The organism is Stutzerimonas stutzeri, assembly GCF_024448895.1.
In the GTDB taxonomy this organism is placed as follows: domain Bacteria; phylum Pseudomonadota; class Gammaproteobacteria; order Pseudomonadales; family Pseudomonadaceae; genus Stutzerimonas; species Stutzerimonas stutzeri_Q.
Window position 1 is genome coordinate 168,617 of sequence record NZ_JAMOIC010000007.1, and the last position, 16,377, is coordinate 184,993.

Here is a 16,377-nt window from a genome sequence, read left to right on the forward strand (position 1 = left end):
CCTTGGGCACAGCCTGGCGCGGCGTGGCTTTTCCGCGCGCCGCCTCGCGCCCGCAAAGCGCGACGATCAGATCATCACCGGCAATGGATGAGACAAACGTATCTCCTCTGGTGACAGTTCCACGCCGTACGCCAGGACCTCGACGCCCGCCTCCACCGCGTCGCGCAAAGCTGCGGCATAAAGCGGATCGATTTCGCTGGCAGGGCGAACAGCCTCGATACCTGTGAGATTCACGCAATACAGTTGCACTGCCCGCACGCCCTGGCGGGCCAGCGCCGCTAATTCGCGCAGATGACGAGCGCCGCGGGTCGTCACTGCATCTGGGAAGGCGGCCACAGCGGTATCACCAAAGCCCAGGGTCACGCTTTTGACTTCAACGAATGCCGGCCCGGCGGGATAGTCCAGCCGAAAATCTACGCGACTGTTTTCCACGCCGTAGGCCACCTCACGCTTGAGCGCGGTGAAGCCGTTCAACTCCTTGATAACGCCGGCCAGCAGTGCCTCTTCCACCAGCCGATTGGCTCTGGCCGTATTAACGCAGGCAAGCCGCCCCTGGGGGGTTTCCACCAGCTCCCAGGTGCCTGGTAGCTTGCGCTTGGGGTCGCTGTTGCGCTGAAACCAGACGCGCGCACCTTCGCCCATGCAATTGAGCATCGAGCCGGTGTTTGGGCAATGGATGCAGAGCGCCTCGCCGGTATTGGTGACGATGTCAGCGAGGAAGCGCTTGTAGCGCCGTACTAACGTGCCCTGCTCCAGCGGAGTGACGAATCGCATCAGCCAGCCCAACTCTGCAGCCCGCGGGCGATACGCTCAACGGCCTGCTCCAGTAGCGGCAGACTCTGGGTATAGGCGAAACGCACATGGTGCCCGGCCTGGTAACGACCGAAGTCCAGCCCTGGGGTAATGGCGACGAATTCGGTTTCCAGCATGTGCTGGCAGAAGGCATAGGCGTCTCCGCCAAAGGCGCTGATGTCGGCATACAGATAAAAGGCGCCTTCGGGTTCTACGGCGATGCCGAAGCCAAGCTCGCGCAGGGCAGGCAGGAGGAAATCGCGGCGCTTGGCAAACTCGCCGCGACGGGCTTCGAGGATGTCCAGCGTAGCCGGCTCGAAACACGCCAGCGCGGCGTGCTGGGCCATGGTCGGCGCACTGATGTAGAGGTTCTGCGCGAGCTTCTCCAGCTCGCTCACAGCCTCCGGCGGCGCGACCAGCCAGCCGAGCCGCCAGCCCGTCATGCCGAAGTACTTCGAGAAGCTGTTGAGCACGAAAGCCGCATCGTCGACCTCAAGCACACTCGTCGCATCGGTGCCGTAGGTCAGACCGTGGTAGATCTCGTCCACCACCAGATGCCCGCCGCGTTCCTTCAGTGCCGAGGAAAGGCCGGCCAGGTCGGCCCGACTCAACAGCGTTCCGGTGGGGTTGGCCGGTGAAGCAACCAGCGCGCCCACGCTGTCCTTGTCCCAGTAACGCTCGACCAGATCCCCTGTCAGCTGATAGCGCACGTCCGGGCCCACTGGCACCAGCTGGGCGGCACCTTCGATCAGGCGCAGGAAGTGCCGGTTGCACGGATATCCGGGGTCCGCCAGCAGCCAGTGCTTACCGGGATCGACCAACAAGCTGCTGGCCAGCAGAAGCGCACCGGATCCGCCGGGAGTAATCAGCACGCGTTCGGGGTCAATAGACAGTTGATATCGCTCGGCGTAGAAACCGGCAATCGCTTCGCGCAGTTGCGGCAGACCTCGGGCGGCGGTGTAGCGGGTATGGCCCGCCGCGAGGGCAGCCTGACCGGCCGCCACGATGGGGGCAGCGGTGGTGAAGTCCGGCTCACCGATTTCAAGGTGAATCACATCACGTCCCGAAGCTTGAAGTTCGTTGGCCCGCGCCAGCAACGCCATGACGTGAAAAGGTTCGATTGCACGGCTACGCGCGCTATATGACGAGGTCATCTGACCTTCCTGATGAGTACAAAGCGTGAATTCTACCCAAGGTCCCTCTGACACCGCAGCCACCGTGATATTCGGGAGTAGCGCACCCCGATACGATCTGGTAAGTTCGCCCGCTTGCAGCCGCAGGGCCGGCACGGGCCGGCAGAGGGATTCACTATCCTGCGCAATGGACATAGCGAGAGGCGTTCATCCATGCCCATTACCAAAACGACAAACAGCAACCAACTGATTCGCGCCTTCGTGCCCTATAAAGAGTCCAAGGGCGAGGAATACATGAGCGACAACATGCGCGCTCATTTCAGCGGCATCCTCAACAAGTGGAAGCTGGAGCTGATGGAGGAAGTCGATCGCACCGTGCACCACATGCAGGACGAAGCGGCCAATTTCCCCGATCCAGCGGACCGCGCCAGCCAGGAAGAAGAATTCAGCCTGGAACTGCGCGCCCGTGATCGCGAGCGCAAGCTGATCAAGAAGATCGACGAGACGCTGCAGCTGATCGAAGACAACGAATACGGCTGGTGCGATTCGTGCGGCGTCGAGATCGGCATCCGCCGGCTGGAAGCCCGCCCCACTGCTACGCTGTGCATTGACTGCAAGACGCTGGCGGAGATCAAGGAAAAGCAGATCGGTTCCTGATCCCGAACGGGGCGCTACGGCGCCCCGCTTCATTTCAGCCCCTGGCTGGCCGCATCATCCCGCCTCGATGTCTCTCCCCCGAGCCGGCTCATGTCCATACCCTCCTCTTATATAGGCCGTTTCGCGCCAACGCCGAGTGGCTACTTGCACTTTGGCTCGCTGATCGCTGCCCTCGCATCCTATCTCGATGCCCGTGCCGTCGGTGGCCGCTGGCTGTTGCGCATGGAAGACCTCGACCCACCTCGGGAAATGGCTGGGGCCCAAGCGGCTATTCTGCAGGCGCTCGAAGCTTACGGGTTCGAATGGGACGGGCAAATGGTTCGCCAGAGCGAACGACTCGATGTCTATAACAGCGTGATCGACCGGCTCCTGCGTGACGGCCATGCGTACGCCTGCACCTGTTCACGCAAGCAACTGGAGCCTTTTAACGGACTCTATCCCGGCTTCTGTCGGGAAGCCGGACGCGCTCCCAGCGGCGCCGCCATTCGCGTGCGCGTTCCGGACCGCGAATACGGATTCTGCGATCGCACCCAGGGTGAATACCACCAGCGCCTAACCCGCGAGGTCGGCGACTTCGTAATTCGTCGCCGCGATGGGCTGATCGCCTACCAGTTGGCCGTGGTACTGGACGATGCCTGGCAGGGCATCACCGACATCGTTCGCGGTGCCGACCTGCTCGACTCCACACCGCGCCAGCTCTATCTGCAGGAACTTGTCGGCCTGGCAAGACCGCGTTATCTGCACGTCCCGCTGATCATTCAGCCCAACGGCCACAAGCTGGGCAAGCGCTATCGTTCGCCGCCACTACAACCCGCCGAGGCCACCCCGCTGCTGCTCCGGGCGCTGCGCGCCCTCGGTCAGACAACCCCATGCGAACTGGAAGATGCGCTACCAACCGAAGTCCTGACCTGGGCCATTTCAAGCTGGGACGCCAAGCGTATTCCACAGTGCCGCACACTGCCCGAAGCCCAGCTGCGCTAACGTTCCTCCTGGCTGCGCCGGTGGAAACATCGCTCATTACCCGCCGATGTGGCTTGTGGCGTGCCGCTTCCTTTACCATCCGCGTACTTTCGACACGAGTTCCAGCATGTATATCTACCGACTGGTGCTGCTCCTGGTGGTGGGGATCTATTTGTTTTCCCCCGCGATCATGGACTGGTGGATCGACCCCAATGGCGCCTGGTACCGGCCCTATCTGCTGTGGCTGATCCTCATCGTGGTGACTTTCATTCTCCAGAGCCAGCGCGATGCCGACGAGCTTTAGCCTCAGCCACCTGATCCTGATCAGCGTTGCCTACCTGCTGGTGCTGTTCAGCGTGGCATGGGTCAGCGAGCGCGGGCTGATTCCGCGCTGGATCATTCGCCATCCTCTGACCTACACCCTGTCACTCGGCGTTTACGCCAGCGCCTGGGCGTTCTATGGCACCGTTGGCCTCGCCTATCAGTACGGTTACGGCTTCCTGGCCACCTATCTCGGCGTCTGCGGCGCCTTCCTGCTCGCGCCGGTACTGCTCTACCCGATTCTGAGGATCACCCGCACTTATCAATTGGCCTCGCTCGCGGATCTGTTCGCTTTTCGCTTCCGCAGTACCTGGAGCGGCGCGCTGACCACCATCGTCATGTTGATTGGCATGCTTCCGCTGCTGGCGCTGCAGATACAAGCAGTGGCCGATGCGATTGGCATCCTCACACTCGAGCCGCTGCAGGAGCGAGTCGCGCTGGGCTATTGCGTGATGATCATGCTGTTCACCATTCTCTTTGGTGCCCGACATATCGCCACGCGGGAAAAGCACGAGGGACTGGTATTCGCCATCGCCTTCGAGTCGGTGGTCAAGCTGCTGACCTTTGGCGCCATCGGCCTGTATGCGCTCTTCGTGGTGTTCGGCGGCCCGCACCAACTCGAGATCTGGTTGCTGCAGAACCAGTCCGCGCTGCAGGCTTTGCATACGCCCCTGCAGGAAGGTCCGTGGCGAACCCTGCTGCTGGTGTTTTTTGCCTCGGCCATCGTCATGCCGCACATGTACCACATGACTTTCACCGAGAATCTCAACCCGCGCGCCCTGGTCAGCGCCAGCTGGGGCCTGCCGCTGTATCTGCTGCTGATGAGCCTGGCAGTGCCACTGATTCTCTGGGCGGGCCTCAAACTTGGTGTCAGCACCAATCCTGAATATTTCACCCTGGGCCTTGGCATTACGGCGCAGAGCGAGACCCTTACCTTGCTTGCCTTCGTCGGCGGACTGTCGGCATCCAGCGGCCTGATCATCGTCAGCACCCTGGCACTGTCGGGCATGGCGCTCAACCATCTGGTGCTGCCGCTGTACCAGCCACCAACCGAAGGCAACATCTACCGCTGGCTCAAGTGGACTCGCCGCAGCCTGATCCTGGCGATCATCATGGCCGGCTATGGCTTCTATTTGCTCCTGGGTGCCGAGCAGGACCTTTCCAACCTGGGCATCGTCGCGTTCGTTGCGACGCTGCAGTTTCTTCCCGGTGTCCTGTCGGTACTCTACTGGCCGACCGCCAACCGTCGCGGGTACATTGTCGGTCTGCTGTCCGGCATCGCCGTCTGGGTCGTTACCATGCTGCTACCGCTGGTGGGCAATCTCGATGGCTTCTACATTCCTCTGTTCAACGTCGTCTACGTACTCGATGACACCAGTTGGCACCTGGCGGCAATCGCCTCGCTGGCGGTCAACGTGCTGGCGTTCTCGCTGTTCTCGCTATTCACTGAAACCAGCGCCGAGGAACAGGCTGCAGCCGAAGCCTGTGCAGTGGAAAACGTCCGTCGCCCTCAGCGACGTGAACTGGCTGCCGCCTCGCCGCAGGAATTTGCCACGCAGCTGGCGAAACCGCTGGGAGCCAAGACCGCGCAGCGCGAGGTCGAACAGGCGCTGCGGGACCTGCAATTGCCCTTCGACGAGCACCGGCCTTACGCATTGAGACGCCTGCGTGATCGTATCGAGGCGAACCTGTCCGGGCTGATGGGCCCGAGCGTGGCTCAGGACATTGTGGAGAATTTCCTTTCCTACAAGAACGGTGCAGACGGCTATGTCACCGAAGATATTCACTTTATCGAGAGCCGCCTGGAGGACTACCACTCCCGCCTGACCGGCCTGGCAGCCGAACTCGACGCGCTGCGCCGCTATCACCGGCAGACATTGCAGGAACTGCCCATGGGCGTCTGCTCGCTGGCCAAGGATCAGGAGATCCTGATGTGGAACAGGGCTCTGGAAGAACTCACTGAGATCCCGGCGCTTCAGGTCGTAGGCTCACGGCTCTCCACTATCGCCGAACCCTGGCAGAGCCTGCTCAGCGGTTTTACCCAGCAGGGTGAAGAACACTTGCATAAGCAGCGACTTCAACTGGACGGCCACAGCCGCTGCCTGAACCTGCACAAAGCCGCCATCGCCGAACCGCTTGCGCCAGGCAACAGCGGCCTGGTGTTACTGATCGAGGACCTTACCGAGACCCAGCAACTGGAAGACCGGCTGGTCCACTCTGAACGCCTCGCCAGCATCGGTCGACTGGCCGCAGGCGTGGCGCATGAAATTGGCAACCCGATCACCGGCATCGCCTGCCTGGCGCAGAATCTGCGTGAGGAGCGCGAAGCCGACAATGAGATCAGCGAGATCAGCAATCAGATCGTCGAGCAGACCAAGCGCGTCTCACGCATCGTCCAATCCCTGATGAGTTTTGCCCACGCCGGCGGGCGGCAGCAGGACCTCTACCCGGTCAGCCTGGCCGAAGTGGCACAGGATGCGATCGCCCTGCTTTCGCTCAATCGCCGCGGCACCGATGTTCGCTTTTTCAACCTCTGTGACCCTGACCATCTGGCCGAAGGTGACCCACAGCGCCTGGCTCAGGTACTGATCAACCTGCTGTCCAACGCCCGCGATGCATCGGAACCCGGTGGCGCGATCAGGGTACGCAGCGAGGTATCCGAACAGACCGTCTACCTGATCGTCGAAGACGAAGGCAGCGGTATTCCGCAATCGATTCAGGACCGACTGTTCGAACCCTTCTTCACCACCAAGGACCCGGGCGAAGGGACCGGGCTGGGCCTTGCACTGGTCTATTCGATCGTGGAAGAGCATTATGGCCAGATCAATATCGACAGCCCGGCAGACCTGGAAACCCAACGCGGCACGCGTTTCCGCATCACCCTGCCGCGGCATGTCGAGGCGACAGGTGCCCGTGAGTAACGGGGCGATGTTCGCTTTTCGCCGCGTTCCGGCGACCACTGGCACAGCGCATAGCTGGGCCTTTGACGACCAGGACGCCGACACGACAATGCCCTGCACTGGCACACCTACGCCGCACTGCGGCAGCTTGCACAGCCTTGGGAACTATCGCCAGATGATTTCGGTTCCCACCCGCTCATAGCCGCCTTCAGCCCGTCGAGAGAGTACTGATGTCCCATATTCTGATCGTCGAAGACGAAACCATCATCCGCTCCGCCTTGCGTCGACTGCTCGAACGCAACCAGTACGAGGTCAGCGAGGCCGGCTCGGTACAGGAAGCCCAGGAGCGCTTCAGCATTCCGGGCTTCGACCTCATCGTCAGCGACCTGCGCCTACCCGGCGCGCCTGGCACCGAGCTGATCAAGCTTGCCGAAGGCACGCCAGTGTTGATCATGACCAGTTATGCGAGTCTGCGCTCAGCGGTGGACTCGATGAAAATGGGCGCGATGGACTACATCGCCAAACCCTTCGACCACGACGAAATGCTTCAGACCGTGGCCCGCATCCTCAATGACCGACAGCAATCAGCCGCGACGCCGGCAGCAACTGCGCGCACGACAGCCACAGCGGCAGGCGCAGCCACGCAGGACGGTTCGGCCAGCGGCGAAATAGGCATCATCGGGCGCTGCGGTCCGATGCAGGATCTGTTCGGCAAGATCCGCAAGGTCGCCCCGACCGACTCCAACGTACTTATTCAGGGCGAATCAGGCACGGGCAAGGAGCTGGTTGCCCGCGCATTGCACAACCTCTCGCGGCGCGCCAAGGCCACGATGATCTCGGTCAACTGCGCTGCGATTCCAGAATCTCTGATCGAGTCCGAACTCTTCGGGCATGAGAAAGGTGCCTTCACGGGCGCCAGCGCCGGGCGCGCCGGCCTGGTTGAAGCAGCGGATGGCGGCACACTGTTCCTCGACGAGATTGGTGAACTTCCGCTGGAAGCTCAGGCCCGCCTGCTGCGCGTCCTGCAGGAAGGCGAGATTCGGCGTGTCGGTTCGACGCAGTCACAGAAGGTCGATGTGAGGCTGATCGCCGCGACCCACCGAGATCTGAAAACCCTGGCCAAGAACGGACAGTTCCGCGAAGACCTCTATTACCGGCTCCATGTGATTGCTCTAAAACTACCGCCCCTGCGCGAGCGTAGTGCCGATGTTCTGGAGATCGCGCGAGCATTCCTCGCGCGGCAAGGCGAGCGCATGGCCAAGGAAGACCTACACTTTTCCCGGGAAGCCGAGCAGGCCGTACGGCATTACACCTGGCCGGGCAATGTGCGAGAACTGGAGAACGCCATCGAGCGGGCAGCGATTCTCAGTGACAGTGAAGAAATCAGTGCCGAGCTGCTGGGCATCGATATCGAGCTCGATAACCTCGATGACGACTTCGACGAGCCTTGCGCTGCGCTTGGTACCTCGATCTCTACCAGCAATGAGCCAACCGAAGATCTTTCGCTGGAAGACTACTTCCAGCATTTCGTACTCGAGCACCAGGATCACATGACCGAGACCGAGCTCGCTCGCAAGCTCGGGATCAGCCGCAAGTGTCTGTGGGAACGCCGTCAGCGGCTGGGCATTCCGCGGCGCAAATCGGCTACCGCTGGGTAGTGCGCTGTTACCGCCACTACCTAGACGTAACAAAATGCGGGGTTATCGGTAACGAACACCTGCCGACATTTGGACCATCCGCAGCAACAGAATCCTCAAGCTATTGATTTAAAAGAGTTTTCAAAAACTGGCACGGCGAATGCTTTATATCTGGCACAACAACAATAACAAGCAGACCCACAATAAGAACAAGACGTACCGGCTCTAGCAAAATAAAGACAATAAGGCAGAGACGTAGCTAACTGATTCTTTTGGAGAGGAAGTGCCAAATGGGGTTTTGCCCCGCGACCAGGCTGAGAACAACAAAAACTGCATAAGCAGCGCCTGAACTGGTTGGATCAATGATCGATGGCAAATCAGCGACCAAAGAAATCCGTTTGCTCTTTGCTCCCAACGTAGGAGCGATTCCCGGACGCAGTAGCGGAAGGGAACGGGTGATCAAACAAAAACAACACGCCCGAAATACTAATAACAACAAAGCACGCGACATCATTTAAAGGGGGAGCTTAGGCTCCCCCTAGTGCTTTCTGGCTTCGGCCGTTGCTTTGACACCTCCCCGCGCTTCGTTCACCATCCCGGTTCCCGGTGCTAGAATCCACGCTCGTTTCGTGGCAATTCCCTTCGCCACCTTGTCATTTCGCCACACAGTGCCTCTCATGCTGAAAAAGCTGTTCCAGTCTTTTCGATCTCCTCTGCGCCGCTTCCCGCATCCTCGTCGCACACCCGAAATACTGTCCAGCCGGCAGCATTCGCTGCACCGTGATGACCTCAGCCGGCATGCCGTCAGTGTGGTCGAGCGTCTCCAGCAGGCGGGTTACGAGGCTTATGTCGTCGGCGGGTGCGTCCGCGATCTGCTGCTGGATCTGGACCCCAAGGATTACGATGTCGCGACCAGTGCTACCCCCGAGCAGGTTCGAGCTGAATTTCGCAACGCGCGGGTGATCGGCCGCCGTTTCAAGCTGGTCCACGTGCATTTCGGGCGGGAAATCATCGAGGTCGCAACGTTCCGCGCCAATCACCCGGAAGTAGACGACGATGACGCCAGCCATCTGGCCTCACGTAACGAGAGCGGTCGCATCCTGCGTGACAACATCTACGGAACGCTCGAGGACGATGCCCAGCGCCGCGATTTCACCATCAACGCGCTGTACTACGATCCATCCAGCGAACGCATCCTCGACCATACTCACGGCGTCAAGGACATCCGCAACCGCCTCATTCGCCTGATCGGCGACCCCGAGCAGCGTTACCAGGAAGACCCTGTGCGCATGCTTCGCGCCGTTCGCTTCGCCGCAAAGCTGGACTTCGAGATCGAACAGCATAGCGCCGAGCCCATCGCTGACCTGGCCGACCTGCTGAACGACGTCCCCGCGGCGCGACTCTTCGACGAGATCATCAAGCTATTCCTTAGCGGCAAGGCCGAACGCACCTTCGAACTGCTGCTGGAATACGACCTGTTTGCCCCGCTGTTTCCGGCCAGCGCCGAAGCACTGGAAGACAACCCGGAGTACGCCGGCACACTGATTCGCAATGCCCTGGCCAACACCGACCAGCGTATCGCTCAAGGCAAGCCCGTCACGCCCGCGTTCCTGTTTGCCGCCCTGCTCTGGCCCGCCCTTCCTGCCCGCATCGCCGAGGTTCAGGCACGAGGCCTGCCGCCGATCCCAGCCGCTCAGGAAGCCGCTCACGACATCATCTGGGAGCAGTGCCAGCGCACGGCGATCCCGAAGCGATTCACCATGCCCATGCGAGAAATCTGGGACATGCAGGAGCGCCTGCCGCGTCGCCAGGGCCGTCGCGCAGATCAGTTGCTGGACAACCCGCGGTTCCGTGCCGGTTACGATTTCCTCCTGCTGCGTGAGAGCGCTGGCGAAGAGACCGATGGGCTGGGCGAGTGGTGGACCGAGTATCAGGAGGCCAATGAAAGCGAACGTCGCACCATGATTCGTGGCCTCACCAGCAAGGACGACGGCAGCGGCGCGCCGCGCAAGCGTCGCCGCAGTAACCGCCGCAAGCGGGGCCCGAACGAAAACGCGCCTGCTTCTACAGACTGACATGGAACGCGTATACATCGGCCTCGGCAGCAATCTGGCCGAGCCACGACAGCAACTGCGCGGTGCGCTTGACGCTTTGGCGAGCATCGCCGATTCGCAGCTATCCGCAGTTTCTTCTCTATATCTGAGCGATCCGCTCGGCCCTCCCGAGCAGCCACGTTACAACAATGCCGTCGCAGCGCTGGACACCTCGCTGTCACCGCTGGATCTGCTCGATGCGTTACAGGCCATCGAACGGGCTCAGGGCCGCGAACGCAAAGCCGAGCGCTGGGGACCGCGGACACTTGACCTCGATATCCTGCTATTCGGCGATCGCTTGATCGATGAGCCCCGCCTTACGGTCCCGCATTACCACCTGCATGCCAGAGCCTTCGTCCTCTATCCGCTCGCTGAAATAGCACCGCAGGATCTGCGCCTGGCCGATGGCCGTGCGCTTTCCGAGCTACTTGCAGCATGCCCATTCGCAGGCCTCGAGCGCCTCGACGTGCCGCTGTAACCGGCGGGTAACAGGTGTAACGCACGGGTAACACTCGCGATTGACTTAGCCCCCCGCCATCAGGACTATAAGCGCCCTCTGCCGGCACGCATCGACCTGAGGCCAACCCGCCTCACCGCTGACGCTCCGACTGCAATGGTGATTCTTCAGAGGCTCTAGGAGGACGGCTTTCATGCCAGACGTAACCCTGACAACCCTGCAAAGCCTCAAGCAGAAGGGCGAGAAGATCGTCATGCTCACCTGCTACGACGCGACTTTTGCCAAGACCGCCTGCGAAGCAGGTGTCGAAATGCTGCTGATCGGCGATTCTCTGGGCATGGTCCTGCAAGGCCACGACAGTACGCTCCCAGTCTCGGTCGACGAGATGGCTTACCACACGGCCTGCGTCAAGCGCGGCAACCGTGGGGCCATGATCGTCGCCGATCTGCCCTTCATGGCCAACGCGACCATCGAGCAGACGCTGGATAACTCGGCGACGCTGATGAAGGCCGGCGCACACATGGTCAAGGTGGAAGGCGCCGCCTGGTTGGCCGAGTCCATTCGATTGCTCGCCGAACGCGGCATTCCGGTCTGCGCGCACATGGGGTTGACCCCCCAGGCGGTCAACATCTTTGGCGGTTACAAGGTTCAGGGCCGCCAGGAAGCTCAGGCGCAGCAGATGATCGCTGACGCCAAGGCACTCGAGGAAGCCGGTGCGGCGATGTTGCTTCTCGAATGCGTACCCAGCGAGCTGGCTGCGCGGATCACCCAGGCGGTGACGGTTCCGGTAATCGGCATAGGTGCCGGCAGCGACACGGACGGACAGGTGCTGGTGCTGCACGACATGCTTGGCTTGTCACTCACTGGCCGTGCACCGAAGTTCGTCAAGAACTTCATGCACGAGCATGGCGATATTCACGCTGCCATCGCTGCCTACGTCAACGCCGTGAAAGCCGTTGAATTCCCGGCGGCCGAACATGGGTTTTCCGCATGAAAGTGGTCACCACCGTAGCGGACCTGCGCGCCGCAGTAACGCGCGCGCACGGCGAAGGCAAGCGCATCGGCTTCGTACCGACCATGGGCAACCTGCACGCCGGCCATATGGCGCTGGTGGAGACTGCCGGCCAGCGCGCCGACTTCGTTGTTGCCAGCATCTTCGTCAACCCGTTGCAGTTCGGCGCGAACGAGGACCTTGCCAGCTATCCGCGGACTTTGGCTGCCGACCAGGAAAAGCTGATCGAGACTGGCTGCCATCTACTGTTTACCCCCACCGTCGAAGAGATGTACCCCAACGGCCAAGCGATGCAAACCATCGTTCGCGTGCCGGGTGTGTCCGAAGGGTTGTGTGGCGGTAGCCGCCCAGGGCATTTCGATGGTGTCTCCACGGTGGTCAGCAAGCTGTTCAACATGGTGCAGCCGGATCTCGCGGTATTCGGCGAAAAGGATTTCCAGCAGTTGGCGGTCATCCGCACCATGGTGCGCGACCTGAATATGCCGATCCAGATCATCGGCGAACCCATCGTACGGGCCGACGACGGGCTGGCGCTTTCATCGCGCAATGGCTACCTGAGTGCTGAAGAGCGCGCCGCTGCTCCCGTGCTTCATCACACCCTGTTGCAAATGGCTGATGCGATTCGCCAGGGTGAGCGCGACTACCCTGCCCTGCTTGCCTCTGGCAAACAGGCGCTGCAGATAGCAGGGCTTCGCCCGGACTACCTGGAGCTTCGCAATGCCCTGGATCTTCAGGCGGCGACCACCGAACATCGCGAGCTGGTGATCCTGGCCGCAGCCTTCCTCGGCAAAACTCGTCTGATCGACAATCTCTTAGTGGAAACCGGCCCAGCCGCTTCCTGACCACAAGCCGATTATCGGCACCAACTGCGCCCAACTCCGGTATTGATCGCACTCCGGGGTTCGGGCACACTCTGCGCCGCTTGCGCACCCGGAGGACCCCGCCATGCACGCCATCATGCTCAAGGCTAAACTGCACCGCGCCCAGGTGACCCACTCGGTACTGGACTACGAAGGCTCCTGCGCCATCGACGGTGACTGGCTCGATCTGGCCGGAATTCGCGAATACGAGCAAATCCAGATCTATAACGTCGACAACGGCGAACGCTTCACCACCTACGCCATCCGCGGCGAGGAAGGCTCGAAAATCATTTCCGTCAACGGCGCGGCTGCCCACAAGGCTGGCGTCGGACATCGCCTGATCATCTGCGCTTACGCGCATTACAGCGAGGCCGAACTGGCCAGCTTCAAGCCACACGTACTGTATATGGGCGCAGACGGCGAGCTGAGCCACACCAGCAACGCTATTCCGGTTCAGGTTGCCTGAGCGACCTGATGCTCCCAGAAGCCCGCAACGCCATTCGCGCTGCGGGCTTTTTTGTGCCCGAGGGCTTTCCCTTGAAGGCCTAAATCTGCAATGGTCCGGTTGTTCCGAGCGCGATCGATGTCGCACGTCAAACGCTTCGGAACGCCGCGCGTTTTTGCCAGTCAGACCAATCTTGGTGGTGCAGGATGCACCGCCGCCGTTGCGGTCCATCCGCAGCGGTACGCGCCTGCTGCATTCAGGACGAATGCGAGCGTGCCAGCATGATCGAATGACTGTCCCAACGAATTGCCGAGCCGCAGACAGTCCGCCAAAGCAAAGGAAGCCGCACACCCATGAGCTACTACCAGAACCCTCTCGATGCCACCGGCCTGTCGTCCTGGAAGGCCTTGGAAGATCACCGCCTGTCCATGCAGAAGTTCAGCATGCGTGAGGCATTCAAGGCCGACCCGACCCGCTTCGATGACCTCTCGGTTTCCTGCTGCGGTCTGTTCCTCGACTATTCGAAGAACCTGATCACTCCGGAAACCCGCACGCTGCTCGTCAACCTGGCCCGTGAAGCCGGGGTCGAGCAGGCCGCACGTGCCATGTTCGAAGGTGAGCGGATCAACGGCTCGGAAAACCGTCCGGTTCTGCATACCGCCCTGCGCCGCCCAATGGGTGACTCGGTCATGGTCGACGGGCAAAACATCATGCGCGACGTGCATGCTGCTCTGGCTCAGATGACCGATATCGTTACCCGCATCCACAACAATCTGTGGCGCGGCTTCAGTGACAAGACCATCACAGACGTAGTGAACATCGGTATCGGCGGTTCATTCCTCGGTCCTCAGCTGGTCTCCGAGGCGCTCCTGCCATTCACCCAGCACGGGGTACGCACGCATTATCTGGCGAACATCGACGGTAGCGAGTTCCGCGAGGTGACTGCCAAGCTGAACGTCGAGACCACGCTATTCATCATTTCCAGCAAGACCTTCGGCACGCTGGAGACACTGAAAAATGCCCAGGCCGCACGCACCTGGTACCTGGGCAAGGGCGGCACCGAGGAAAAGCTCTACCGCCACTTCATAGCCGTCACGAGCAACAAAAAAGCCGCGGTCGAGTTCGGTATTCGCGAAAAGAATATCTTCCCGATGTGGGACTGGGTCGGCGGCCGTTACTCCCTGTGGTCGGCGATCGGTCTGCCGATCGCGCTGGCCATCGGCATGTCCAACTTCAAGGATCTGCTCTCCGGCGCATACAGCATGGACCAGCATTTCCTCAATGAACCGTTCGAAAGCAACATGCCGGTCCTGCTGGCGATGCTGGGTATCTGGTATCACAACTTCTGGGACGCCCAGAGTTATGCCTTCCTGCCGTACGACCATTACCTGCGCAATTTCGTGAAGCACCTGCAGCAGATGGACATGGAGTCCAACGGCAAGAGCGTGCGTCAGGACGGTACACCCGTTTCCTGCACCACGGGCCCGGTAATCTGGGGTGGCGTCGGTGCCAACGGTCAGCACGCCTACCACCAGCTGCTGCATCAAGGCACCCCGCTGATCCCTGCTGATTTCATCGTGCCAGTCGTCAGCCACAATCCGGTTGCCGATCACCACGAATGGCTCTATGCGAACTGCCTGTCGCAGAGCCAGGCGCTGATGCGTGGCAAAACCCGTGAGGAAGCCGAAGCCGAGCTGCGTGCCAAGGGCCTGAGCGAAGCCGAGATCGAGCGACTGGCACCACACAAGGTGATTCCAGGCAATCGTCCGAGCAACACCGTGGTGATGGAAACCATCAGTCCCGGCCGTCTCGGCGCGCTGATCGCACTCTACGAACACAAGGTCTTCGTTCAGGGCGTGATCTGGGGCATCAACTCCTTCGACCAGTGGGGCGTGGAGCTGGGCAAGGATCTGGGCAAGGCCGTTTATGGCCAGATGACCAGCTTCGACGGACAACCCGCCGAGGACGCTTCGACCCAGGGCCTGATCGACTTCTTCCGCGGACGTCATCGCGGCTAGATTCGACTCGCCGGACAGCGCACAGCCGCTGTCCGGCACCCTTCGCCCCACCTCTCTCCGCCATCTCGCGTAGCCCAGCAGCTGAAAGCTAGTCGGTCAAGACCGGGTAACAGCAGCACTTCAGGTAACATCTGCGGCCCAAACCTCCCGAGAAATCTCCGTGGATTTCATTCGTCGACATATCGAGTCGCAGGTGCTGAGCCTCACAGGCCTGGCGATTGGAGGCGTCGACTACGAAAACCCGCCAGGTGACCCAGGGCTGTTCGGACCCGACTCTGTCTGCTGGCGCGTGCATGGCGACTTCACCTCGATGCTGGTAGGCGGCATCGCCGCGCTGCTACTGCAAGCGTTGCATCCGCTCGCCCTGTCGGGGGTCTGGGACCATTCGAACTTTCGTGAAGATTTGCTCGGCCGACTGCGCCGTACCGGTCAGTTCATATCCGCGACAACCTTTGGAAGCCAAGCCGACGCAGAGCGATTGATCGAGCGCGTCAAGGCAATCCACCTGAAGGTCACCGGACATGCTTCGGATGGCCGACCTTACGCCGCCTACGACGCGAAACTGCTGACCTGGGTGCATGTAGCCGAAGTCAGCTCTTTCATGAAAGCTCACCTGCTCTACCTGAACCCCTCGTTGTCGTCCGCCGATCAGGATCGTTATTACGCCGAGGTGGCGCGGATTGCCGAAGCATTAGGCGCGCGAGACGTGCCGCGCTCGCGTCAGCAAATCGCGGACTACTTGCACGCAGTTCGCCCGCAACTGCTGTGCGATGAGCGCTCCCGGGAGATCGTGCGAATCTTGTTCGAAGCGCCTGCGCCCAGCCGCCTCGCAGTCCCCTTCGGCGCACTGATGATGCGGGCTGGCGTGGATCTTCTACCCGACTGGGCCAGCGCAATGCTTGAGCTAAGCCAACCCCAGCGCGAACGCCAGCTTATCCGTGTCGGTGTCTCCCGAACCGCGCCCGTGCTGCGATGGGCCGTCCGCAGTGGCTCGGTGCATAGAGCCCGGCGGCGCATGGGTTTGCCGATTCGCTAGCGTGACCGGCAGGTTCCACGTGTGGAGGCAGGTCCAGGGCTGTGCCAACATGTTCG

At 61.2% G+C, this 16,377-nt stretch carries 14 protein-coding genes; 12 read left to right on the forward strand and 2 right to left on the reverse strand.

Annotation, left to right across the window (positions count from 1 at the left end):
* Window positions 1-66: 66 nt before the first annotated feature.
* Together sfsA and NA619_RS11120 are read right to left on the reverse strand one after the other, a co-directional pair.
* Entirely contained in the window at window positions 67-774 is a 708-nt protein-coding gene (gene sfsA, locus NA619_RS11115; protein ID WP_255961928.1) for a DNA/RNA nuclease SfsA, read from the reverse strand.
* Window positions 774-1,946, reverse strand: a complete 1,173-nt coding sequence (locus NA619_RS11120) for a pyridoxal phosphate-dependent aminotransferase (protein WP_255961929.1) — start codon at window positions 1,944-1,946, stop codon at window positions 774-776. The genes sfsA and NA619_RS11120 overlap by 1 nt, the downstream gene beginning before the upstream one ends.
* A gap of 192 nt (window positions 1,947-2,138) precedes the next feature.
* Between NA619_RS11120 and dksA the strand changes: the two genes are divergently transcribed.
* The 12 genes from dksA to NA619_RS11180 all read left to right on the forward strand — a co-directional run bounded on the left by dksA (window position 2,139) and on the right by NA619_RS11180 (window position 16,321).
* Complete coding sequence (gene dksA / locus NA619_RS11125) at window positions 2,139-2,582, forward strand: RNA polymerase-binding protein DksA (protein ID WP_122165683.1); 444 nt, start codon at window positions 2,139-2,141, stop codon at window positions 2,580-2,582.
* Window positions 2,583-2,672: 90 nt separating this feature from the next.
* Window positions 2,673-3,563 carry a tRNA glutamyl-Q(34) synthetase GluQRS gene (gluQRS, locus tag NA619_RS11130; RefSeq protein WP_255961930.1) on the forward strand — a complete coding sequence of 297 codons (891 nt, stop codon included), beginning with the start codon at window positions 2,673-2,675 and terminating at the stop codon, window positions 3,561-3,563.
* Window positions 3,564-3,669: 106 nt separating this feature from the next.
* Window positions 3,670-3,846 carry a hypothetical protein gene (locus NA619_RS11135; RefSeq protein WP_003095129.1) on the forward strand — a complete coding sequence of 59 codons (177 nt, stop codon included), beginning with the start codon at window positions 3,670-3,672 and terminating at the stop codon, window positions 3,844-3,846.
* A complete protein-coding gene (locus NA619_RS11140; protein WP_255961931.1) occupies window positions 3,830-6,784 on the forward strand; it encodes a sensor histidine kinase in 2,955 nt (984 codons plus the stop codon). Before NA619_RS11135 ends, NA619_RS11140 begins: the two co-directional genes overlap by 17 nt.
* 209 nt (window positions 6,785-6,993) lie before the next feature.
* Window positions 6,994-8,421, forward strand: a complete 1,428-nt coding sequence (locus NA619_RS11145) for a sigma-54-dependent transcriptional regulator (protein WP_255961932.1) — start codon at window positions 6,994-6,996, stop codon at window positions 8,419-8,421.
* 656 nt (window positions 8,422-9,077) lie between these two features.
* A complete protein-coding gene (locus NA619_RS11150; protein WP_255961933.1) occupies window positions 9,078-10,475 on the forward strand; it encodes a polynucleotide adenylyltransferase PcnB in 1,398 nt (465 codons plus the stop codon).
* A 1-nt stretch (window position 10,476) separates the two neighbouring features.
* Window positions 10,477-10,971, forward strand: coding sequence for a 2-amino-4-hydroxy-6-hydroxymethyldihydropteridine diphosphokinase (folK, locus tag NA619_RS11155; RefSeq protein ID WP_255961934.1), 495 nt, complete (start codon window positions 10,477-10,479; stop codon window positions 10,969-10,971).
* A 172-nt stretch (window positions 10,972-11,143) separates the two neighbouring features.
* A complete protein-coding gene (gene panB / locus NA619_RS11160) occupies window positions 11,144-11,944 on the forward strand; it encodes a 3-methyl-2-oxobutanoate hydroxymethyltransferase (RefSeq protein ID WP_255961935.1) in 801 nt (266 codons plus the stop codon).
* A complete protein-coding gene (panC, locus tag NA619_RS11165) occupies window positions 11,941-12,804 on the forward strand; it encodes a pantoate--beta-alanine ligase (protein WP_255961936.1) in 864 nt (287 codons plus the stop codon). Before panB ends, panC begins: the two co-directional genes overlap by 4 nt.
* A gap of 103 nt (window positions 12,805-12,907) precedes the next feature.
* Window positions 12,908-13,288, forward strand: a complete 381-nt coding sequence (gene panD / locus NA619_RS11170) for an aspartate 1-decarboxylase (RefSeq protein ID WP_003298244.1) — start codon at window positions 12,908-12,910, stop codon at window positions 13,286-13,288.
* A 332-nt stretch (window positions 13,289-13,620) separates the two neighbouring features.
* On the forward strand, window positions 13,621-15,285 hold the full coding sequence (pgi, locus tag NA619_RS11175) for a glucose-6-phosphate isomerase (protein WP_255961937.1): 1,665 nt from the start codon (window positions 13,621-13,623) through the stop codon (window positions 15,283-15,285).
* Between the two features lie 160 nt (window positions 15,286-15,445).
* A complete protein-coding gene (locus tag NA619_RS11180; protein WP_255961938.1) occupies window positions 15,446-16,321 on the forward strand; it encodes an oxygenase MpaB family protein in 876 nt (291 codons plus the stop codon).
* Window positions 16,322-16,377 lie beyond the last annotated feature (56 nt).

Excerpts from the sequence above, each read along its gene's own strand:
- gluQRS (WP_255961930.1), top strand. The coding sequence starts at position 2,673 with ATGTCCATACCCTCCTCTTATATAGGCCGTTTCGCGCCAACGCCGAGT.
- panD (WP_003298244.1), top strand. The coding sequence starts at position 12,908 with ATGCACGCCATCATGCTCAAGGCTAAACTGCACCGCGCCCAGGTGACC.
- NA619_RS11135 (WP_003095129.1), top strand. The coding sequence starts at position 3,670 with ATGTATATCTACCGACTGGTGCTGCTCCTGGTGGTGGGGATCTATTTG.
- NA619_RS11120 (WP_255961929.1), bottom strand. The coding sequence starts at position 1,946 with ATGACCTCGTCATATAGCGCGCGTAGCCGTGCAATCGAACCTTTTCAC.
- sfsA (WP_255961928.1), bottom strand. The coding sequence starts at position 774 with ATGCGATTCGTCACTCCGCTGGAGCAGGGCACGTTAGTACGGCGCTAC.
- panC (WP_255961936.1), top strand. The coding sequence starts at position 11,941 with ATGAAAGTGGTCACCACCGTAGCGGACCTGCGCGCCGCAGTAACGCGC.
- folK (WP_255961934.1), top strand. The coding sequence starts at position 10,477 with ATGGAACGCGTATACATCGGCCTCGGCAGCAATCTGGCCGAGCCACGA.
- NA619_RS11145 (WP_255961932.1), top strand. The coding sequence starts at position 6,994 with ATGTCCCATATTCTGATCGTCGAAGACGAAACCATCATCCGCTCCGCC.
- pgi (WP_255961937.1), top strand. The coding sequence starts at position 13,621 with ATGAGCTACTACCAGAACCCTCTCGATGCCACCGGCCTGTCGTCCTGG.
- NA619_RS11150 (WP_255961933.1), top strand. The coding sequence starts at position 9,078 with ATGCTGAAAAAGCTGTTCCAGTCTTTTCGATCTCCTCTGCGCCGCTTC.
- dksA (WP_122165683.1), top strand. The coding sequence starts at position 2,139 with ATGCCCATTACCAAAACGACAAACAGCAACCAACTGATTCGCGCCTTC.
- NA619_RS11140 (WP_255961931.1), top strand. The coding sequence starts at position 3,830 with ATGCCGACGAGCTTTAGCCTCAGCCACCTGATCCTGATCAGCGTTGCC.
- panB (WP_255961935.1), top strand. The coding sequence starts at position 11,144 with ATGCCAGACGTAACCCTGACAACCCTGCAAAGCCTCAAGCAGAAGGGC.